24 protein-coding genes are annotated in these 21,794 nt (G+C 35.4%); 4 read left to right on the top strand and 20 right to left on the bottom strand.

Going from position 1 to position 21,794, the window contains the following annotated elements; all coding sequences use genetic code 11:
- The 19 genes from VI621_RS13275 to VI621_RS13365 all read right to left on the bottom strand — a co-directional run.
- Positions 1 to 457: multicopper oxidase domain-containing protein (locus VI621_RS13275; RefSeq protein WP_324218888.1), on the bottom strand; the 457-nt coding region annotated here is incomplete at its 3' end.
- Positions 458 to 962: 505 nt separating this feature from the next.
- Entirely contained in the window at positions 963 to 2,393 is a 1,431-nt protein-coding gene (locus tag VI621_RS13280; RefSeq protein WP_324218889.1) for an OprD family outer membrane porin, read from the bottom strand.
- Positions 2,394 to 2,497: 104 nt separating this feature from the next.
- Positions 2,498 to 4,192 carry a bifunctional metallophosphatase/5'-nucleotidase gene (locus tag VI621_RS13285; protein ID WP_324218890.1) on the bottom strand — a complete coding sequence of 565 codons (1,695 nt, stop codon included), beginning with the start codon at positions 4,190 to 4,192 and terminating at the stop codon, positions 2,498 to 2,500.
- A gap of 102 nt (positions 4,193 to 4,294) precedes the next feature.
- Positions 4,295 to 4,720 (bottom strand): DsrE family protein, encoded by a 426-nt coding sequence (locus VI621_RS13290; protein ID WP_324218891.1) that lies wholly within the window; start codon positions 4,718 to 4,720, stop codon positions 4,295 to 4,297.
- A gap of 16 nt (positions 4,721 to 4,736) precedes the next feature.
- A complete protein-coding gene (locus VI621_RS13295) occupies positions 4,737 to 5,810 on the bottom strand; it encodes a c-type cytochrome (protein ID WP_324218892.1) in 1,074 nt (357 codons plus the stop codon).
- Positions 5,811 to 5,816: 6 nt separating this feature from the next.
- Positions 5,817 to 6,314: a DUF6691 family protein gene (locus tag VI621_RS13300; RefSeq protein ID WP_324218893.1), complete on the bottom strand. Its 498-nt coding sequence runs from the start codon at positions 6,312 to 6,314 to the stop codon at positions 5,817 to 5,819.
- Positions 6,315 to 6,325: 11 nt separating this feature from the next.
- Positions 6,326 to 6,889 (bottom strand): YeeE/YedE family protein, encoded by a 564-nt coding sequence (locus VI621_RS13305; RefSeq protein WP_324218911.1) that lies wholly within the window; start codon positions 6,887 to 6,889, stop codon positions 6,326 to 6,328.
- A gap of 292 nt (positions 6,890 to 7,181) precedes the next feature.
- The gene (locus tag VI621_RS13310; protein ID WP_324218894.1) at positions 7,182 to 7,751 is read right to left on the bottom strand and encodes a TlpA disulfide reductase family protein; all 570 of its coding nucleotides are present in this window, start codon (positions 7,749 to 7,751) and stop codon (positions 7,182 to 7,184) included.
- A 37-nt stretch (positions 7,752 to 7,788) separates the two neighbouring features.
- Complete coding sequence (locus VI621_RS13315; protein ID WP_324218895.1) at positions 7,789 to 8,988, bottom strand: MFS transporter; 1,200 nt, start codon at positions 8,986 to 8,988, stop codon at positions 7,789 to 7,791.
- Between the two features lie 104 nt (positions 8,989 to 9,092).
- Complete coding sequence (locus tag VI621_RS13320) at positions 9,093 to 9,398, bottom strand: DUF202 domain-containing protein (RefSeq protein ID WP_324218896.1); 306 nt, start codon at positions 9,396 to 9,398, stop codon at positions 9,093 to 9,095.
- Between the two features lie 127 nt (positions 9,399 to 9,525).
- Complete coding sequence (locus VI621_RS13325; RefSeq protein ID WP_324218897.1) at positions 9,526 to 9,720, bottom strand: DUF6132 family protein; 195 nt, start codon at positions 9,718 to 9,720, stop codon at positions 9,526 to 9,528.
- Positions 9,721 to 9,726: 6 nt separating this feature from the next.
- Positions 9,727 to 9,942: a hypothetical protein gene (locus VI621_RS13330; protein ID WP_324218898.1), complete on the bottom strand. Its 216-nt coding sequence runs from the start codon at positions 9,940 to 9,942 to the stop codon at positions 9,727 to 9,729.
- An 82-nt stretch (positions 9,943 to 10,024) separates the two neighbouring features.
- On the bottom strand, positions 10,025 to 10,294 hold the full coding sequence (locus VI621_RS13335; RefSeq protein ID WP_324218899.1) for a rhodanese-like domain-containing protein: 270 nt from the start codon (positions 10,292 to 10,294) through the stop codon (positions 10,025 to 10,027).
- 60 nt (positions 10,295 to 10,354) lie between these two features.
- On the bottom strand, positions 10,355 to 11,770 hold the full coding sequence (locus tag VI621_RS13340) for an MBL fold metallo-hydrolase (RefSeq protein ID WP_324218900.1): 1,416 nt from the start codon (positions 11,768 to 11,770) through the stop codon (positions 10,355 to 10,357).
- Positions 11,771 to 11,791: 21 nt separating this feature from the next.
- Complete coding sequence (locus tag VI621_RS13345; RefSeq protein WP_324218901.1) at positions 11,792 to 13,192, bottom strand: MBL fold metallo-hydrolase; 1,401 nt, start codon at positions 13,190 to 13,192, stop codon at positions 11,792 to 11,794.
- Between the two features lie 270 nt (positions 13,193 to 13,462).
- A complete protein-coding gene (locus tag VI621_RS13350; RefSeq protein WP_324218902.1) occupies positions 13,463 to 14,260 on the bottom strand; it encodes a sulfite exporter TauE/SafE family protein in 798 nt (265 codons plus the stop codon).
- A 61-nt stretch (positions 14,261 to 14,321) separates the two neighbouring features.
- Positions 14,322 to 14,963 carry a Crp/Fnr family transcriptional regulator gene (locus VI621_RS13355; protein WP_324218903.1) on the bottom strand — a complete coding sequence of 214 codons (642 nt, stop codon included), beginning with the start codon at positions 14,961 to 14,963 and terminating at the stop codon, positions 14,322 to 14,324.
- Between the two features lie 225 nt (positions 14,964 to 15,188).
- A complete protein-coding gene (locus VI621_RS13360; protein ID WP_324218904.1) occupies positions 15,189 to 15,824 on the bottom strand; it encodes a MauE/DoxX family redox-associated membrane protein in 636 nt (211 codons plus the stop codon).
- Between the two features lie 81 nt (positions 15,825 to 15,905).
- A complete protein-coding gene (locus VI621_RS13365) occupies positions 15,906 to 16,811 on the bottom strand; it encodes a helix-turn-helix domain-containing protein (protein WP_324218905.1) in 906 nt (301 codons plus the stop codon).
- Positions 16,812 to 17,216: 405 nt separating this feature from the next.
- Between VI621_RS13365 and VI621_RS13370 the strand changes: the two genes are divergently transcribed.
- Positions 17,217 to 17,558 (top strand): hypothetical protein, encoded by a 342-nt coding sequence (locus tag VI621_RS13370; protein WP_324218906.1) that lies wholly within the window; start codon positions 17,217 to 17,219, stop codon positions 17,556 to 17,558.
- Between the two features lie 181 nt (positions 17,559 to 17,739).
- Positions 17,740 to 18,864 carry a hypothetical protein gene (locus VI621_RS13375; RefSeq protein WP_324218907.1) on the top strand — a complete coding sequence of 375 codons (1,125 nt, stop codon included), beginning with the start codon at positions 17,740 to 17,742 and terminating at the stop codon, positions 18,862 to 18,864.
- Between the two features lie 8 nt (positions 18,865 to 18,872).
- Here VI621_RS13375 and VI621_RS13380 read toward each other — a convergent pair whose 3' ends face one another.
- Positions 18,873 to 19,631: a LexA family transcriptional regulator gene (locus VI621_RS13380; RefSeq protein WP_324218908.1), complete on the bottom strand. Its 759-nt coding sequence runs from the start codon at positions 19,629 to 19,631 to the stop codon at positions 18,873 to 18,875.
- A gap of 82 nt (positions 19,632 to 19,713) precedes the next feature.
- On the opposite strand from VI621_RS13380, the gene dinB reads away from it, so the two are divergent.
- Together dinB and VI621_RS13390 are read left to right on the top strand one after the other, a co-directional pair.
- Entirely contained in the window at positions 19,714 to 20,871 is a 1,158-nt protein-coding gene (dinB, locus tag VI621_RS13385; protein WP_324218909.1) for a DNA polymerase IV, read from the top strand.
- Positions 20,871 to 21,794 (top strand): PHP domain-containing protein (locus VI621_RS13390; RefSeq protein ID WP_324218910.1); only part of this gene is annotated, 924 nt, incomplete at its 3' end. The genes dinB and VI621_RS13390, both read left to right, overlap by 1 nt.

Below are 21,794 nucleotides of genomic sequence, written 5' to 3' on the forward strand. Positions count from 1 at the left end.
GTCCTCCGTGAAGGTGGGTAACCAATGGGACACCGCAGGAAGGCCAATCCATAGGCATTGCCCAATGTATAGAAGTGTCAACTGGTAACAAATGCGGCAGTGGAAAACCATTATTGTCAATCAATTCATTTTTCCACTTGACCGTAATAGGAACATTACGTCTTGTCTCGATAGTGGGTCCCGGAAAACTTCCATTGTATCCCCATACTGTTGTATTCATGGTGTTCCCAAAGGCATCTTTTAACCCCAAGTCCTGATTGAATTGGGTCATGCTGACTTCATAATGGCTACCTCCAGGTGTCTCAGGCTGCATCACAGATGGAAGTGGAAGTTGGTTGACAAATTTTTGTTGTGAAGCCGGGTCGAGCAGCATTGGACTTTGTGCAACTACTAATGTTGTTGCCCACATTACTATGCATACCACAAGCAATGCTTTTTTAGCGTATTTTGTTTTCATGTTAATCAGTTTATTAAAGTTTATTTTGTTTAGTAACTGAGTCGTGTAGGTTTGTGTTACTATTATTAAAGGTTCACTATTAATAAAAAGGAGGGGAGCCTATATTCAAAGAATAAACCAAAATAGTATTTAAATTTACAAATTATTTTTATTGTAATAATCATAAAATCAGTATTTTAGCTACATTTTGCTTTTGGACTGATAAACAATTACTTTCATCGTAATTATAACAAGCACACATATTAAGCAACAATAAAGTTTGGTCTTTATATCAAAAAAGTGTCAATAAATTTTAAAAAATGAAATTAGAAAGATTGGAATGATTGTGTTGAACGTTCCAATCTATGTCGCAAATAAGGTTAAAATAATTGCGTCGTCTAACCAAACAGCCAAAGGATTAGTCCAGGAAGAAATAGCGCAGCATTTTGAAAGAATTAAAATTATTCCCAATGTTGCTTATAGGAAGGCATTTGTACAGGAGTTAATTTTAAAATAGTATAAAAGATCAAAAATTGAAATTGAGTATAAAATTGATATTACTCATATTCGTTTTATTGAAAATATAATTTTTGTTAGCATAGGTTTCACCAACATTGAACTTGTGCACATACAATAATTGCACATCAAAACCTTTTAACATTCCCTGAAATTGGTAGCGAACATCAGCATTGGCTTGAACATAAGAAGGCAATCCATATTTATTCATTGCAGCGTTTTTCACATCCGGTAAATCAAAATAACCTACTGCCAAATGAGATTTGAATGTCTTTTTAGGATTCATATATTGTATTTTGGTCATTACCGCATGTACATCTCCAAAACCTTCATTTCGTTCTCTGGCCATAAAGGTATAAAACGGGTCTCGTCCCCATTCTCGGGGCATTAAATACCTTCCTTTAGCTGTTATTCGGTTGTAATTTAAAGTAATTTCTATTTTTTTATTTTGCCAGCCTAATCTTCCTCCAAAAGTTTGAGAATTGCCATTTTTTTCAAAATAGGTTTTGCTGGGATCTTCATTTCCGCCAAAATTCAGTGCGTTTTGGTATATCGTCTGAAAACCAAAAAGTAGTTTCGAATTTGGATTTAAATCATATTTATAGTCCATTTGGAATAGTGCCGAATTGAATATATTCTCAGCATATTGATTCCACAAAAGTGTTTTTAAATTTTTTATCGATTCATTTTGCACCCCGACAATATATATTCCGTCACTGTCTAAATTTCCCGCATAATCGGATTTTGTTCCATCAGGATTCACGCCTGTTGGATAAATCCCTATGGATTCTCCAATTCTGAAATATTTTATGGTGCTTCGGGGCGAAATTCCGTATAGGTAACCCAAATTAATTTTCGTTTTTTTGAGTTCATTAAAATCAATCCAAATTCCATCTACTTCTGTAGGGCGCATTCTGCCATCCTGTAGGTTTATAAAAGACGTATTCAGCAGTTGTTTTCCAAGGGTTATGGTCGAATTTTTATAGTTGTATTTTAAATATAATTCTTCTAACCGGCTTAAATTGCCTTTACTTGATGCGTTTTGAAAATCAAAAAGAGCCACTTCATATCTGTTGGATAAATTTGTTACCGGGTCTTTTTTAGAAAAATCAGAGGAACCGATATCATAAATGTAATAGCCGCTGACACCAAATTGAAAATTATGAAATTTAGCGGTTTCGAACTTTACGCCGCCTCCAATTGCATTAGCATAATAATCAGATAAGCCACTTTCGTTGTTGGTACCCATGAAAAAATAGCGAAAATGACCGCTGAAGTTTCCGTTTTTAAAAGCATTTAAAATTGAGGTGGAATCAATTTTCTCGTTACTTTTTTCTTTCCAAACGGTTGGCTTATCCGAAATTTCCTGATGCTGTGCCGAGGATTGGATACTTATTAAAAGTAAAAAAGTTGAAATTAATATAGAGAATAATGATTTCATTTGTAAGTCTTTAATTTTTTACAAAAATAAACCCAACTGTAATAAAGTTAAGTAACATTCATTACAGTTGGGCAAATTATATAAGAAATTAAAAAGTCAGAATACTATCTGAAAGTATAATCAACACCGGTAACCTGAGTTAATAATGTTTCAGGAGCATCCAGAATTATGGCGTTTTTTTGCGGTGTTGGTGTAACAGGAGAATTTTGTTTTAAATATTCTTTCATCACCGAATGTAAAGTCGAATTGGTGTTTTTGGCATCCATCACACCTTTCATTCTGCAAAGCATGTCGACAGGGTCGCCATCACGTTCACAAGCCATTATGGAATACATTTTTTCAGGATTTATCGGCGTATTTTTCACAGTAATACTTTGCACTCTTTTCCCCATTTCGGCAAAAGCATTAAAGCGCACTTCCATTCCTTTGAACTTTACCACCCAGCCACCAAAACGTTTAGAAGCGTCTTCGGCAAAAACATTATTTAATTCTTTTTCTAACCAGTTTTTCAATTGCTTTCCGGTCACTTTTGCTGTTCTTACGGTGCTGTCCACGGGTAACATATCAAAAATAAATCCGTTTGTGATGGGAATATTGCCGGTTTGATCCGGAGTTGTTTTTGGCGGACAAAAGCGGAATCCATTAGAAAGATTAATATCAATTTCAGGAAATTTCCAGTTTAAGGCATTCAGAATCATAGTGTCAATAGGATTTTCCACTACAAAATAACGGTACAAAGGAATCGTGCTGTATCCAATAACCTGATTGATTTGTTCCTGATAAACGGATTCTTTTTCTTTTAATAATTTTTCAATTTTAGCATCCGGTTTTATTTTTGGTGAATTTACTTCTATTAATTCATAGCTGTCACTAACCACTTTTCCGTTTAAAACGGTCAAATCTAATTTTCCAATAAATGAACCAAATGCACCTGGTTCTACTACTTTTGAATATTTGCAAACTATTGGTTTGCGAACTCTTTCGTGTGTATCACCTCCTAAAATATAATTGACGCCCTCACATTGTGGCATGTTTGCTAATGCTATTTGCTGCGATAAACCAAGGTGTGCAATCATAATTACATAGCTGCATTGTTCCTGATTTCTAAGCACATCCACATAATGAGCCAGATTTTCTTCGGGATTGGTATAAATAATTCCTTTGCTGTAATTGGGACTCTGTCTCAAGGGTACCAAAGGATCTGTGTAGCCTAAAAAACCAATTTTTGCTCCGGCTATGTTCCAAATCGTATAGGGTTGAAAAATAAGTTCACCTCGTTTTCCTTCGCCTAAATCGTGGTACATATTTGTGCAGATTTTTGGTGCATCCAGAGAACCCAAAAGGGTTTGCATTCTCTTTTTTCCGTAAATTACTTCCCAGTTTCCGGGTAAGTACAAATCGTAATCTAACGCATTTAAAATAGGAACAAAAGCTTCACCGGTAGTTTCTACGCTTAATTCGCTGCCTTGAAACATATCGCCCGTGTCAATGATATAGGTATTTGGGTTTTTCTTTTTGAATTGTTTCAGCAGGGTGGCTATATAAGCATAACCGCCAGTTTTTCTAAAAACGGCTTTCCCATTTTCCCAAAATAACTCATCATGCGGATGAATCTGGCAATGCACATCGGTAGTTTGAAGAATGGAAATCGTTTGAGGTTTGCTTCTGTCAATTGCTGCATCAAGTTTCATTTCTTCCGTTTGATTTGTATTTGCCATAACAGAAAGGGGCGAAATAATTGCAGCACCAATACCTAATGTTCCTACAGATTTTAGAAAGTTTCTTCGGTTATTGCTCATGTTTTAATTTTTTTGGTTTAGTTTTTTGCAGATAGGTAAACCTGCAAGGATTTAATGGTGTAGGAGGAGACGAAATTTTAATTTTGTAATTTTTGAATAGATTTAGAATCCGCCTTTGATATAACTCCAGCCTTGTTCTTGTTTTTCAACAATTTCTGCAATGCCGGCGGGTACATATTCTGCTTCCGGGATCAGTTGCTCTTTGGTAATTTTTCGATTTTTCATGGTGTTTTCGCAAACAACAAAACGTACTCCTTTTGCATGAAGCGTTTTAATTGTTGCGATATGCTTTGATTTTGTGGGCATTAAAAACTCTAATCCCATATTGTAAACCACCACTTCAAATTTTGCTTTAGGCCAGTGAGCAGTTAAATTATTTAGTTGGTTTGCAAATGCTTTCTGTTGGATCGTATCATTAGCATTGGTAAACTGAAACACTATTTTGTGTTTGCTCTGTTTTTTTTGAGCAAATGTGCCAATGGAAACCAAGCCAAATAACAGAACAAATAATACCGTTAGATTTTTCATAATTGATTTTTTAAAATTACTTTTTTTCTTTTTTCTTTTTTTCGTCTTTTATCGGTTTGAAAGGTCCGAATTTATGCTGTGCTTCAGTAAACTTATCCGAAAAAGGACCAAAAGGATGATCTACCGGTTTTTTGGAAATATCTGGCCAATCCTGACTTAAATCCTTTAATGGTCTGGGTTGGTTTTCAACATAAGCTGCAATATCCCATGCTTCTTCATCTGATAATTGCGGACTATCATGCGTGGAACCCAGCGGCATATTGTATTTTATATATCCTGCAAAACGACTGATTCTAAAGAGTCCGGCTCCCTGGTTATACGAGTTTTCTCCCCATACTGGCGGGTAAATATATTCTTTTTTATCTTCTGCCAAAACGCCCTGGCCATTAACTTGATGACAGCTGACACATTTTGCATCATACAGCACTTTTCCTTTAATTGGATCGGCAGCTCGGTCTAAATATGCCAAATCATAAATTCCGGAACCATTGGCTTCTGTGCCTTTAGGAACATTACTGCCAATATATTCGATATAGGCGATCATGGCTTTCATTTCTTTGTCATCTTCTTTAAGCGGCTGGCCATTCAAACTTCTTTCCATGCAATCATTGACCCTTTTATAAAGGTCTTCCACTTGACCGCTTCTGGCTCTCATTTTTGGATACATAGAATATACGGAACCGTAATTATTCCCCCAGGGTTTTGTCCCGGCATCTAAATGACAATTGTTGCAATTCATACCATTGGTAATTTTCTTAACGCTGCCGTTTGGACCCAAATATTTGGCGGTATGGACAATTAATTCTTTGCCATATTCCACTTCTTGTTTTAAAGTTTCATCTGTAATCAGACTAATGTCAGCCGGTTTCCATAATTTTGCCGTTTCATTTTGCAAAACCACTTTCTTTTTTGCATCAATATAAAGTTCCTCTAGTTCTTTATCGTTATTTTCAAACCAAGAGGTGATTGACGGATTAAAAAACAGAAACAAGAACAAGGACATGATTAAGAAAATAATAGTCGTAAACAGATAAATTAGTCTTTTAACAAGAGATTTAAATTGGTCTATATTTTGTTTTTCGGTATTCATAGTTTTTTAATGAGGCAATTTATCTCTGAAATAGCCATATACCCAAGTGCCGATTACAGCAAAAAACAAGGTTACGATCATTACGGTTGCACCAGTCCCAATTTGTGCAAACAAAGGACCGGGACAAGCACCGGTTATGGTCCAGCCTAAACCAAAGATGAGTCCACCGTAAATCTGACCTTTATTGAAGGTTTTGTCATGAAACTCAATTTTTTCTCCGTAAATGGTTTTAATATTGAATTTTTTTATCAGAAAAACGGATATGATTCCAACAACAACGGCACTTCCTATAACCCCATACATATGGAACGATTGAAAACGAAACATTTCCTGAATACGATACCAACTGATGATTTCGGCTTTGATGAAAACAATACCAAACAATAAGCCTATAATTAAGTATTTTATATTATGGTACCATTTATGGTCTAATTGACTCTCGTTGACACAAACCGTGTCTAAGGAACGAGTTTCGAAATCTGTATTTTTATCTTTAATTTGCATGTTTAATAATTTTAAAGTGAAAGGATATAAGGTAAAATAAGATTTGCCATAATTAACCCACCAACGAAGAAACAACAAGTTGCGATAAGCGAGGGTAATTGTAAATTTGACAAACCGGAAATGGCATGACCACTGGTGCATCCTCCTGCATAACGAGAGCCAAAACCAATAAAGAAGCCACCTATGACCATCATGAAAAAGCCTTTAAGGGTAAATAAATTTCCCCACGAAAATAATTGTTCAGGTAACATACCATTGACGTTTGTAACTCCGTAAGTGGCTAATTCTGCTCTTAGATTATCGTTAATGATAATTGGATCTGGATTAGACAAGAAGCTATAGGCGATAATTCCACCTATTAAAATACCAAATACGAATACCAAATTCCATATTTCTTTTTTCCAGTCGTATTTAAAAAACTTAATATTTGCCGGTAAGCACATGGCGCAAGTATGACGTAAAGAGGCACTGATGCCAAATGTTTTGTTTCCGATGATTAATAAAGCCGGAACTGTAAGTCCAACTAATGGGCCCGCAATGTACCAAGGCCAGGGTTGTTTGATTAATTCTAAAATTTCCATAATTGTTGATTTATTAATGCAAATATGAATTTTTTAAAACAGTAGTTGTGTTACTTTTGTCACACAAGGAAAAAAAATATATAAAATATGATAAATATCTTGTTTTATACATTTTAAATTTCCTATAAAAATATAAATAGTACAATTATAAAATAAAAAAAGTATCAGATTTCTCAGATACTTTTTAATATTTAACTTTAAAAATGGTGCTATTCCGGCTTTAAATTTTTTATTTAAAAGCTACTTATCGATCTTTTATAAATAGTCTTTTGTATACTGATTCTGATTATTTTTTTAATAATTCGTCTAAGTTTTCTCGCAACGCATCACTATTCCAATCGGCAGCACCAATTTTTTCCATGACAACATTACTGTGTTTATCGATAAGATAAGTAGCCGGTATCGTTGATGATTCCATTTCTAAAGGAGGATTGCTGACAGATTGATATACAGGCAGATTTAAATTTTCTTTAACTAAAAAAGCATTTGCCCTTTCAAAAGAATCCGTTGTGACAAACAAAAAAACAATTTTAAGCTGGTAATCTGCATATAACTTTTGCATGCTTGGCATTTCGGCAATACATGGCGGACACCAAGTGGCCCAGAAATTAATAATGATTATTTTTCCTTTATAATCTTCAAGTGACACACGTTTTCCGGTGGCATCAACTAACTGCCATTGGTAAGTGGAGAGTTTTTTTTGTTCCGTAGCTGTAATCGTATTTGGTGAAGAGGAAATTAAGCGGGTTAGGTGCACTTTTACAAAAGTGCCAAGAGGACTAAATAGCAGTAGGGCTATAAAGGTTATAAAAGCAATATTTTGAATTGTTGATTTTTTTGGTGTTTTCCATTTCATATCTTTATTTTTTTAATTTATAATAATTAATTACCCTTTATACATGGTCATTTGGCATACGGATTTTGATAATCATCGACGACACAATAGTTATAAAACCTATTAGTATAATGGCATAATTCACCCCGAATAAATCGGCAGTTATTCCGGATATTATGGCTCCGATGGCATAACCTAAATCTCTCCAAAGTCTGAATGTACCAATACTTTCAGCCCTTTGATGAGGATTTGTCGCTTGTGCAATAGTGGATAAGAAGGTTGGATATACCAAGGCAGTTCCTAATCCCAGAAATGCTGAAATAGTGGCCAATTGATAAAATTCTTTAGAAAACGGAATAAAAAGTATGGCGATTCCCTGTATCAGCATGCCCCAAAAAAGCATCTTTTTTTTGGAATAAACATCCGACATTTTTCCGGTAAATAACTGTCCAAAACCCCAGATGGTGGGATAAATTGCAGTTATAACACCAATGTTTTGAGAATTGTAATTAAAAGAAAGTAAGACGATAGGCAAAAGGCCCCAAATCATGCCATCATTCAGGTTATTGACTAATCCGGCTTGTGTTACTGCGCTTAAAGTCTTGTTTTTGAAAGTGGTTTCTATAAAAATATTGCCTAATTTTTCGGTTTTATTGGTCGTATTCTCAGCGTGTACAAATAACCGCGTGTCTTTTACGAAAAACAAAGTCAATAAAAAACCAATGATCGAAATTCCGATTCCGAGATAAAAAGGATAGGGGGTTATACCATATTTTTCGGCAATAAAGCCCGACAGAAAAGCGACTACTCCAACTGCAAAATATCCGGCAAATTCGTTGAGTCCCATCGCCAGTCCGCGATCTTTTTCTCCAACCAAATCAATTTTCATAACTACCGTGCTACTCCACGTAAGCCCTTGACTGATACCCAAGAGAATGTTGGCAAAAATCACCCAGTTCCATGATTCAGCATATATTAAAATAAAAGGGATTGGCAACGCTAGAAACCAGCCAAATAAAAGTAAATTTTTTCTACCGAATCGATTGGCCAGCTTGCCCGTAAAATAATTGGTGATGGCTTTAGTGATTCCAAACGCAATTATAAAAGACAAAATAGCTGTTTTTGAAGCAATACCAAATTCGATTTCAGCAAATTTTGGAATAATAGTTCTTTCCATTCCGATCATCCCGCCAACAAAGGCATTGACGATGACCAAAATGGTAAATTGTTTCCAATTCTCTTTTAATCCGAGTTTCATATCATTTGTTTTCAATTGCTGTGAGTGGTTTTTTGAGTTCAAAAAACAGTTAGTTATTCCAAATCTATTGCGTATTTAGAATAGGAGGTAAGGCACTAAAAGAATTACTTATAATATTCTAGCTGGTAATCCCCAATGTGTTTTCTGTTTTCCAAAATGGATTTCTTGTGCTTCAAATAATTGAGTGTTCCCAAAACAAAAATCACAAATGCAGTGATAAAAAGGGCGATTTCAATTAGTAAACTGTTTTCGACTTTTAATAGATTTCGTAAACTCAAACCCGCTATCAAAAAGTACATTGACGTTCGTAAAAAGGATAGAAAAGTAGATTGATTTGCAAGTATAGTCCGCTGTAATGCTAATCGTTCTCTTAAGATTAAGTCTTTGTTTGCTGGTTTTTTCTCTTCCATATTATTTTGTTTTCTTATTGATTTTAAAAGGTAATTACTACAGTCTTTGTTAGATACAAAAGAAAAATTTAACACAATTTCTCCTAAAGACTTTCAAATTTACCTATTTTAAAATCAATTTAAAATTTTACTCTTTTTTAGGTGATTTCACCAACATATTAAAAACCAAACCGCCCATTAACCCACCATATAAAGTGCTGTTTAAAGGCTTGGATGTTATGGCACAAGTTCCGGAATCGCAACCGATGTTGAGATAATATAAATAGCCGGCAATTGCTCCGAGAATTACGCCAATAGCTGTAACGATTATTGCTTTTTTCATTATTAATTATTCTTCTTGCTGTTTTTTATTTTCTGATTTTGGAATAGCACAACCATTTGAGCCACAACAACTAGTGTTGAAAAGCGCCATTCCTGTAAATAAAATTCCGGGAATCAGGAACAAATAAGTTTTAGTATATACGGCCTGAATCATCACAATGACCCCTAAAACCAAACGGATTACTCGAATGTAATTCCAATTTGTGTAAATATTTTTTATCATATCTTGATTTTTAAATAATTGTGCAGTTTAAAACAAAAAACGCTTTTGTTTTAAACTGCACTGTATTTCATTTTTTTGAAGTTTATTTATTTACCGCTTCGTTTACATCTTGCCAAGTGCCACCATTGGTAACATTGGTAAAACCATTTTGTTCCAAAATCAATTTGGCCTGACCGCTGCGTGCACCACTTCGGCAAAACACAATAATTTGTTCTTTTTCTTTAAATTTTTCCAATTGACTATCTATTTGGTCTAAAGGAATATTTACAGATCCGTTTACGTGACCTTCTGCGAATTCACCCGGTGTGCGAACATCTACAAGAAAAGCACCTTCTTTTATTAATTTTTCCATTTTTATTCTATTTTTTTTTAAAAACTCCAATCATAATTATTACGATTGAGATTTATACTATTATTTTAATACTTTGCTTTGACAAACGAAATCGGTTTTAGGAACTGCTGTTTTAGATATCGCTCCAAATCCGCCTTCAATTTCTGTAAAATTTCTGTATCCTCGCGCTTGCAAAATAGAAGCGGCCATCATACTGCGATACCCACCGGCACAATGCATATAGAAATGTTCTTCCGGATTGATGTCTTTGATCCAGTCATTTATATAGGCCAATGGTCGGCTATAGGCTTCATCAACGTGTTCGGCCTCATATTCGCTTTCTTTACGAATATCGATTATTTTGCTTTCGCCAATTTTCACTTCTTTAGCAAATTGTTCTGCAGAGATGCGATTTACGGTATCTACTTCAAAACCAGCTTTTTTCCAAGCTTCAAACCCACCTTCTAAATACCCAATCAAATTATCAAATCCCACTCGTGACAAACGGGTTACCGTTTCTTCTTCAAATCCTGGTTCGGTGACTAAAATAATTGGTTGTTTTACATCGGCAATCAAAGCGCCAGCCCAAGGAGCGAAATCGCCATTAATCCCAATGTTTATGGACTGTGGAACATATCCCTTGGCAAAATCATGGTTATCTCTGGTGTCTAAGATTAAAGCTCCGGTTTCTTCCGTTATTGCTTCAAATTCTGTTGCATTGATGGCTCTCATTCCATTATTGAAGACGTTTTCAAAGCTTTCAATTCCTTTTTTGTTCATCGCTACATTCATACCAAAATAGGCAGGAGGAGGCAATAAACCTTCGGTAACTTCTTGTACAAATTCGGCTTCCGTCATGTTGGCACGCAAAGCATAATTGGTCGCTTTTTGTTCGCCAATAGTAGAAACGGTTTCTTTGCTCATATTTTTTCCACAGGCAGAACCTGCACCATGAGCCGGATATACAATTACATCATCAGCCAAAGTCATTACTTTATCCCTCAGTGAATGATACAATAGCGCGGCTAATTGGTCTTGCGTCATTGAAGCCGCTTTTTGAGCTAAATCAGGACGACCAACATCACCAATAAATAGGGTATCTCCAGAGAAAATAGCGTGGTCTTTTCCGTTTTCATCTATGAGTAAGTAGGTGGTACTTTCCATAGTATGACCTGGCGTGTGCAATACTTTTATTTTGAGGTCACCAATGGTAAATTCCTGATTGTCTTTGGCAGAAATGAATTCAAATTCCGGATTGGCATTGGGTCCGTAAACAATTGCGGCTCCCGTTTTTTTACTCAAATCTAAATGTCCGGAAACAAAATCAGCGTGGAAATGGGTTTCGAAAATGTATTTCAATTTTACGCCGTCTTTTTCCAGCCTTCCCATATAAGGTTCTGTTTCACGTAGTGGATCAATAATAGCAGCTTCACCATTAGAAGTGATGTAATAAGCACCTTGCGCTAAACATCCTGTATATATTTGTTCTATTTTCATGTTTTGTTCTGTTTTATTGAATTATGATTCAATCGGATTATTTTCTTTAATCCATTCGTTCATTCCCGGGGAATAATTAAATACATTTTTATATCCATTTTTGGCTAATAATGAATAAGCTATCGAAGCCCTGTCACCACCCTGACAATGGATTAATACTTTTTTATCTTTACTGATCTTGTCCAGATTGCTGGGTAAAGCACCAACAAATACATTGTCGGCTCCTTTGATGTGTCCCGTTTTATATTCGGCAACACCGCGAAGATCTATCACTTGAACGTCTTTTTCTTGCTGCAAAGTTTTAAACTCTTCTAATGTAATTTGATTCACTTTGTTTAAAAAACCACCATTTTCTTCCCATATTTTTGTGGAAGGAATATAGCCGTGAATGTTATCCAGTCCGATTCTCATTAGTTTTCGGGTAAGATCATCCAATTGAGATTCATTGGCAACCAGCATAAAAGGTTCGTCATAAGTAAGAAACCATCCCGCCCAAGTCGCAAATGAATTATTGCCCTGGATATTGATGCTTCCCGGAATAAAGCCTTTTGCAAATTCCGTTTTATCTCTGGCATCAATCAATTTAATTCCTTTTGCTATAGCTTCTGATAATTCAGTGTAGTTCAGTTTTTTTAATTTTGGAACGGCAGTAAGAAGCGGACGATCTACTTTATTAAGTTTTTTCATCATCGCAAAATACTTAGGTGGTTCCGGTTGGTCTTCCAATAAATATTTTACAAATCCTTCTTCATCGTTTTTATGCTGGAATGCCCAGTTTCTTATTTTTTCATAACCCACAGTGGTGCTTGGAACTGCTCCCAATGCTTTACCACAGGCTGAACCTGCTCCGTGGCCTGGCCAAACCTGAATAAAATCAGGTAATGCATCGAATTTATTAATTGATTGATACATTTGTTTGGCACCAATATCCTGAGTTCCTTTCATTCCTGCTGCTTTTTCAAGTAAATCAGGTCTTCCTACGTCACCAACAAATACAAAGTCGCCGGTGAATAACATTACAGGCTCGTTGCTGGCAGGGGTATCCGTTAAAAGAAAACTGATGCTTTCCGGAGTATGTCCTGGAGTAGAAACTACTTCTATTTTTAAGTTTCCTACTTTTAAAACATCACCGTTTCTCAGATCAACATGAGGGAATTCATATTTCCAATCTGCCCCGCCTTCAGCAGAAAGGTACATTTCTGCTCCGGTTAAAGCGGCTAATTCTCGAGATCCGGAAAGGAAATCGGCATGGATGTGTGTTTCTAAAATATGAGTAATTTTCATATTGTTTTGTTTCGCGATTTCTAGATAGGTATCTACGTCCCTTTTAGGGTCAATCACTGCGGCTACTCCTGCTTTTTGGCAGCCAATAAAATAACTTGCCTGGGCAAGACTCTTGTCGTAAATGTGTTGAAAAAACATATCTTTTAATTTTTTTAAGTTTCTAATTATTAAACAAAGTTAGTTCCTGGATTTAGTAAATGCTGTGACTAATGTTACACAAGGTTTTATAACTGATTTATTGAAGGTTAAAACATTAGCTTCAAAAGGAACATGAATATTATTTTATGTGCTACTTTACCAGATTTAATGGTGTTGTTGGATTTTTTAATAAAGAAACAATCAATCAATCAATCAATCAATCAATCAATAAGGTTGATAATTACTTTTTGACTTTTGTAACACCAGGTTTTATTTTAGAAAAAGTTCTTTGGTGATAATATAAATTCCCATAACTAAAACAAACCACCCAAATGCCGGTTTAAGTTTTGCACCGTCAATTTTTTTCGATAAGGCTGTGCCTATGAAAATTCCAACAATAGCAAATCCGGAAATGGTAAACAGAAATTGCCAATCAATAACATTTTCTCCGCCTTCTCCAAAAAAACCAATCAAAGATTTGGCAGCGATGATGACTAAGGAAGTTCCAACGGCTTCTTTCATTGGTAGTTTACTTAAAATCACTAAGGCTGGGATGATTAAGAACCCACCACCAGCACCAACTAAACCTGTGATAACGCCAACAATTGCTCCTTCGATAATTATGAGTGGGTAATTGAATTTTTGTTGTTGCGGTTCTTCAGAAATAATCTTTTTATCTTTTTTGATCATACTATAAGAAGCAGCAATCATGATTACCGCAAAAAGCAACATCATTAAAAGGTTTTTGGTGACCATAAAATCGCCAACAGAAAATACTTCTTTTGGAATGGCGGGAACGATAACAGCTCTTGTGAAAAAAACAGCAATGATTGATGGAATACCAAAAACAATGGCAGTTTTGATATTTACCAAACCCTTTTTAAAATACCCGACAGTACCCACAGCACTTGTAAGTCCAACGATAAATAATGAGTAAGCTGTTGCCAGAACGGGCTCAACAGCAAACAAATAAACCAATACCGGTACGGTGAGAATACTACCGCCGCCGCCAATTAGTCCTAATGCAACGCCAATAAGTATTGACGTAAAATAACCTATATATTCCATAATTGTAAAAAATTTATAGTGCAAATATTGTCAGTTAAAATTTTATTTACAGTAACATTTATCACATAGGTAATATTATTTTAAATAATTCAATATGGTTTCGATGTAATTTCAATAAACCTTTTTGCTCCATTTTTTTTAGTAACCGGGATATTACTTCTCTTGAAGTGTTAAGTTCATTAGCAATTTCCTGATGTGATAATTTCAAATCATCACAACCACAAGCCTCGGCATGTCTTTTTAGATAGAACTCTAAACGCTCGTCCATTGCTCTAAAGGCAATACTATTAATAACTTCCAATGCTTCTTCAAACCTGCTGCGGTAGGTATCGATAACAAATTCGTACCAGCTGCGATGTTGCATCATCCATTTATCCATAAGGGGTAAAGGCACCATAATGAGTTCCGTATCTTCGACTACTTTGGCCATAATTTGGCTTTTCTCATTTTTTGTGGCGCATATCATAGAAATAGCACAGGCCTGCCCTGGTTGTAAATAATACATAAAAAATTCTCCACCATCCACATCTTCGCGATATACTTTTATTTTACCGCTCAAAACTAAAACGGTATTTTTTATATATTGCCCGGTTCGCAGAATTACATCTCCGGAACCAATTGATTGTGCAATTGCTGTTGTTTTGATTTCTTCTACTAGAGCATTTGAAAAGGATGGGAATATTTCTTTTATAGGGTCATTCATTACGATATCTTATTTTGACAGGTTATAAAAGTAAGCTAAAAATAAATTTTAGCATTAATTTTTCTTTAAATTAGTTTAATTTCCTCAGCTAAAAAATCAATCCTAACCTATAATTTGATGTGCAAATAAAAATTTTAAAAGCCTGTAAATCATGAGATTTACAGGCTTTTAGTTTCCGTTGAAAATGAATTTGTGGACAAAAATATAAAGTTATCGAACCAGTTTTTAAATGACTTGGAACTGTTTGCCTATATTTAAAGGGGAATTGTAGTTTAACGGAATCCCTTTTATGGTTGTAATTGGGTGGTGCGGATACCTTCTGACGAAACTGTTATTTCGATGTATTATCTCTTCGGATAACTGGAATAGGACAATAATTGTAACTATACTAAAACATCCAACAATGATAGCATGTAGTATATAATTATGTGTTGATGGTACTATATTTTTGTGGAGTACCAATCCAATTATTGCTAATAGAACAAAACCGATATTGAAAATTAGATGCTGCGTCCAGTTCATTTCGGAAAGTATTCCACCACAAGAACAAGGAATGAAAGAACTGTAATTTAAAATTATAATGATGTAAGCAGTAAACATTATCATCAGGCTAAAAGCACTCAAAAGACCTAAATATCTATATCTGGGTATCATAAGCAGGATTGAGATTATGATTTCTATAGCCGGAATACTGAAAGCAATCCATTCGGCATAAGCACTTATTAAAGGCGATTGCCCTAATTGCACTTTGAAGGTTTCGAAATCGAGTAACTTGCTGAACGCTGCATAAATAAACAGAAAGATGTAGCCATAGCAAATTACTTTGAGGACATTGGTTTTGAAGTTGAGGTTAAATTTCATTTTACTTTTTTTTATTGTATCATTTAGTAAAATTCTGAAATATAAACAGCTACGAGTTGTTTAATTGGGATTTAGGCTTGTTTAAAAAGTAGTCTGGTCGATTTCATCGTTTTCTCTTTTTAAATCACTTGGCGGATAATGGTATTGCTTTTTAAATGCTTTCGAGAAGTTAGTATACTCATTGAACCCGCTCATGAATGCTATTTCTTTTAACGGAATAGTCGTTTGTTGAATTAATATATGTGCTTTTTTTAATCTTTCCTCTGTATAAAACTTGTAGATGCTTGTATTGAAGAAATGCCTGAATCCATCCTTCAATTTAAAATCATTTGCGCCAAACATTTGAGATAATTCTTTGGCAGTTGGCAATGGTTCTTCTAAATGGTTTAAAATGTATTCATAAACCTTTTGAATGATTACTGCGTCTGATTTTCGGGGTGTAGCATTATTAGTATTGTTCGTGATGTCTTGTAAAATTGTTGTTACTGAAGATACCAGTATTTTGTCGCTGTACAGCAATTTGGATATTGTACAGAAAGAAGGTACTAAACGTTCTTGGTTATTTAAAAAAATAGGGTGGATGGTGGTATGGAAATTTTCATCATTCCTTATTTCTTCTTTGATGCTGTTCCAAGTTGGGGTTGATTGACTTGAAATTATGTTTGTAAACTCCATTTTAAAAAGGGTTTCGGGATTAAATCCCAAAATGTCAGGTACTGCTGCGCTAAAACTTGCGATGTGAAATTCGTTATTTAGAATAAATGTAGTCTGAGTCAAATTTTGATACGTGTAATGAGGATTTACATATCCTGATTGCAGTATAATATTTTGCATTTTATCTGATAATGCATTTAACGTGTCTGCTATTTCATCGAGCCCTTCTTGATTTACGCCTTGAGGAACCCTAAATGATAGGTTTCCTGTTGCCATTTCAAATAGCATCTGGTATAGCATTTTGATTCGCTGTTGGTTTGATTCGTTTTGCATGCGGGTTGTATATGGAGGTATTGACTACGCTGGAGATGAGGGGAAGTGCTTCTATTCTGTGGGGCAAAACTATATAATATAAAATTTTGAAACTAAAAGTGTAGTGTTCAATTCGGGAATTGAATAGGGGAGGTTTGGGTGTTTTTTAGAAGGTGTTATAGATAATTTCTTTAATTATATTTTTATAAACAGTTAACTTTTAACAATTTATGCGGAAAAACCGTAATGGTGTTTTTTTTTATAGTAGTAATTTTATACGGGATGACAAGAAAAATGCAAAAGATAGAATTTATTAAAGTAACTGAAAGAAAACAGATATTAAACAAATGAAAAAAGCACATTTATTTTAATGCTTTTTTTGTTTTAAAAAATAGTTTATTCATTTAACAATTAAAAAAAATAATTATGTCAAACGCAATTGAAAACAACTTAGGAACATGGAGTGCTCATGTACAAAACGAGGGAAAAACTCCTCAAATTATTGTGAATGGTAGATTTCCTACAAATGGACATAAGCCAGGATATCACCTAGTTAAAAATGATCCTCAGGGCATTAATCCTGAAGAATTATTACTTACTCTAATGTTTGGAAATCTTGTTGATCCAAAAGGAGATGTTTATTTTACCGCACGTTATTCAGAAGTTATCACCACGTCTGAACAGTATAAAACTGTCTTAGTAATGGATCCGGACGGTCGCTCTCTCGCCCAAATGAAAGTTGAGCAAGAGATGTCAGTAGGAAGATAAACTAATTGGCTGAGTGAGGGATATTTAGTTAATTATAAATATCCCTTTTTTTGATTTCTGAATTTTTTTTTTTTGTAATTGGCTTAATGATAAAATAAATAAAAGAACAGAAATATCACCTACTCAATGTCGGCGGTACTTTAGCACCAATTTTAAGGAACAAACTAATAACTCTACTATTATGACAATAAAAGAAATGAAATTGGAATTTATCAAACTATATTATTTAAATGATCAAAAAAAAGATCAGATTCTTGAAAAACATGAAGAAACAATTTTAGAGAAACTGCTTGAAGAATATCATAAAAACAAAATTAAAGATTTTGAAGAGTTGTTTCCTTTAATAGCAAATTCTTTTAATATCGCTTGTATTGACCATCAAAGAAAAAATCAATCTTATTTTAATCTTCCAGACTTAGTAGTTGAACCTTTTAGTACTGTAACACTTCCTGCAAGGTTACATCAATATAATAATATTCATATTAAAAAGAATGGGACTCTAAAGATTCAAGAAAACAGTTCACAATGGTGTATACTATGGGTCTCCGGCACTGTTATTTGTGATGGCAATATTGATGGAAGAAACCATAAGATAGGGCCACGAGTTGTTAAAGGAATCACGCCCGATGGAAAATCAATAGAGCACGAATTTGTTAATCAAGCTACAGGGGGGAGTGGCGGTTCTGGCGGAACCTCAAGAGGAGGTTCAACAAATGTTAATGGAGGAACAGGGGCGTATGGAACAAATCTATTTGGTGGTGGAGGTGGATCGGCTGGAGGTGCAAAAATTCAAGGGCCATCAAGCGGAGGAGGATCAATTGGGCAGAGTGCAACGGATTGGAGAGGTGCCCCGCCAGCAGCAATAGGTGGCAGACCTGAAAGTAAAGGTGGCGATGGTGGTATACTAGGTTTGTATTCTAATGGTGGATTACTATTTATATATTGTAACAAATTTGTTTGTGATGGAGGCATATACTTATATGGAAATGATGGGCAAGCTGGGACAATCGGATATAGTGGTGATGAAGATAGCCCGAGAGGGAGATTTGGTGGCAGCGGAGGTGGTGGAGGTTCTCCAGGAGGTGAAGGCGGCAGATTTGTCTTGGTTACGGATGAAAGTCCCGCCAATTTCAGGTTAGATGTTAAAGGAGGTATTGGAGGTAAAAGAGGTCATATTGGAACGAATCCTAATGGTGCTCAGCCGGGAATTAAAGGAAATGATGGGCAAGCAGGTTTCCAAGATAATTATACTTTAGATCAATGGCATGCTTCACTTGGTACAATTCCTTTTAAAATTGACATTTGACTTTTACATTACTTTTTTAAGTCATTGATTTCTTTCTTCAATTCCAAAAACATATCTCTCACAGTATCGACATCAGATAACTCCTGCTTCCTGTCATTTCTACCAATATTACATTCGTATTCCCAAATTTCAAGAACCTCTGAGGCTTTCACAGGATACGGTGGATAATAACTATTGTCAGAATGCGCCATCAGGTCATTCTTTCCATTTTTGTTCAGGCGCTTATATACTATTCCTTCGGTTTTGGTAATTAATATATAAGTCTTGCCATCCATCACTTCGCCTAACTTTTCAATATATCGACCCACAATAAAAGAGCCATCCTCATGCGGTGGCATAGAATCGCCTTCTACAGGAAATGCCCTATGTTTTCCTTGTCCTAAAAATGGCAGTGAAATATGCTGGAGGCTTTCGATAAATTCGGGGTCGGCATAACCCGTAAGATAACCGGCTTTTGCTTTATGTGGGACAATTTCGATGAAATTATTTCCATTTCTATCTACAGTAATGGGCAGCAAAATCCTGTTATCACCTAATTTAAGTAAATCTCCCATCGGGATTTTTTTCAGGTCAATTGAAAGTAGAATATCAATACTGATATGGAAATAACGAGATATTACCAACAGTATTTCCGGTGGTGGAGAATTTTTACCGTCTTCATATTTTGCATACCGATCACGTGATATATGAAGGCTTTCTGCTACTTCACGTTGCGATATTTCTTTCTTAGCCCGAAGGAGTTTTATATTATCAGAAAATAGAGACATGTGTTAATGGGATTATTCGTCACAACAAATATAAGCTATTTGTGACAATATGTACTAATTTTGTAAATATAAAAATGATGTAATGACAAGGGCAATTGTACATATGGATTTAGATACCTTTTTCGTATCCTGCGAAAGGTTAGGCAACTCCAAATTAAACGGAATACCGTTGATAATTGGTGGGGGCGACAGGGGAGTGGTAGCTTCTTGTTCTTATGAGGCCCGAACTTTTGGAGTTCGTTCCGCAATGCCAATCAGAATGGCTATGCGTTTATGTCCACAGGCAAAAATTATTAGAGGCGATATGGAACTATATTCCAAATTGTCTTATGATGTTACCCAAGTTATCGAAAGCCAAGCTCCCATTGTAGAGAAGGCCAGTATTGATGAACATTACCTCGATATTACCGGAATGGATAAGTTTTACGGGTGTTATAAATGGACGAATGAACTCGCCCAAACTATAACCAACGAAACGGGTCTTCCGATTAGCTTTGCCCTTTCTGTAAATAAAACCGTTTCAAAAATCGGAACTGGTGAAAGCAAACCCAGAGGCAATTTAGAAATTCCGGAAAACAGGGTGAAATCTTTTTTAAATCCGCTGTCCATCCAAAAAATTCCAATGGTAGGCGAGGTGACTTTTCAGTTATTATCCCGAATCGGTATCCGTACTATCCAAACCCTTTCTGAGATGCCAGCCGAAGTGCTGCAACAGATGATTGGCAAAAACGGAATTGAATTATGGAAGAAAGCAAACGGTATAGACAACAATCCGGTAGAACCCTACAAAGAAAGGAAATCAATTTCTACCGACCAGACTTTTGCTGAGGATACCATCGATATCGAAAAAATGAAATCAGTACTGATAGGCATGGTTGAAAAACTGGCATTCCAATTGCGTTCGGAACAGTGGTTGGCCTCCACGGTTGTGGTTAAAATTCGCTACGCCAATTTTGATGTTCATACCAAACAATGTAAAATACAATATACTTCAGCCGATCATATCCTGACAAAAAACGTTATCGATTTATTCGATAAATTATATGAACGCCGTATGCGCCTGCGCCTGGTAGGGGTTAGTTTCAGCGGATTGGTTCGTGGGACTTATCAGATCAATATGTTTGAAGATACTGAAGAAATGTTATCACTTTATGAGGCTATGGACCGAATGAAAAAACGCTTCGGCTTTAATTCGGTGAACCGTTGTGCCGGTGCTATTCTTAAAACAAAAGATAAGTAATGTACCTCAATTGTCATTCTTATCACAGCCTTCGCTACGGTACCATTCCATTAAAGGAATTGGTGCAGCAAGCAGCTATGTGTAATGTTAAAGCAATGGCATTGACGGACATTCATACGGTTACCGGAATATATGATTTCATTAAAGAATGCGAAGCAGTTGCTATAAAACCATTGATTGGAATAGAATTTCGGAATAAAAACAAATTGCTATATGTAGGTTTAGCAAAAAATGCAGTGGGCCTTGCCGAGATGAATCGTTTTTTGACTAAGCATAATTTTGAGGGTACACCTTTGCCTGAGCAAGCGAGTAATTTTGAGCACGTAATTGTTATTTACCCTTTAGAAAATGCACCTCCAGTTTTAAAAGACTATGAATACATAGGGATTCCCCCTGAAAAACTTCCAATTTTGTTTAGTCAGCAATGGAAAATCAGGATGGACAAAATGGTTGTTTTTCAGCCTGTAACATTTCGGACAAAAAAAGAGTTTAATCTTCACAAGATCCTTCGGGCTATTGATACTAATATTATCTTATCCAAATTGACTGAGGAAGATTATTGTAAAACTTCGGAAGTCATGATTCCTTTAGAGGAACTGTTGGATAAATTTAAAGAATATCCACAGATTATTGGCAACACCCAAAAAATAATAGAAGCCTGCAATTTTGAATTTGATTTCAAGACTCCGAAAAATAAAAAGTATTACACCAACACTAAAAAGGACGACATTGCTTTGCTAACTAATTTGTCAAAACAAGGACTTATATGGCGATATGGAAAAAATAATGCTGCCGCCATGGCACAAATTGAAAAGGAATTAAAAGTTATAGATGAACTGGAATTCAGCGGTTACTTTTTAATTACTTGGGATATTATCCGTTACAGTAACAGTCAGGGTTTTATGCACATTGGCAGGGGTAGC

It is taken from the genome of Flavobacterium sp. (assembly GCF_035292545.1).
Lineage (GTDB): Bacteria > Bacteroidota > Bacteroidia > Flavobacteriales > Flavobacteriaceae > Flavobacterium.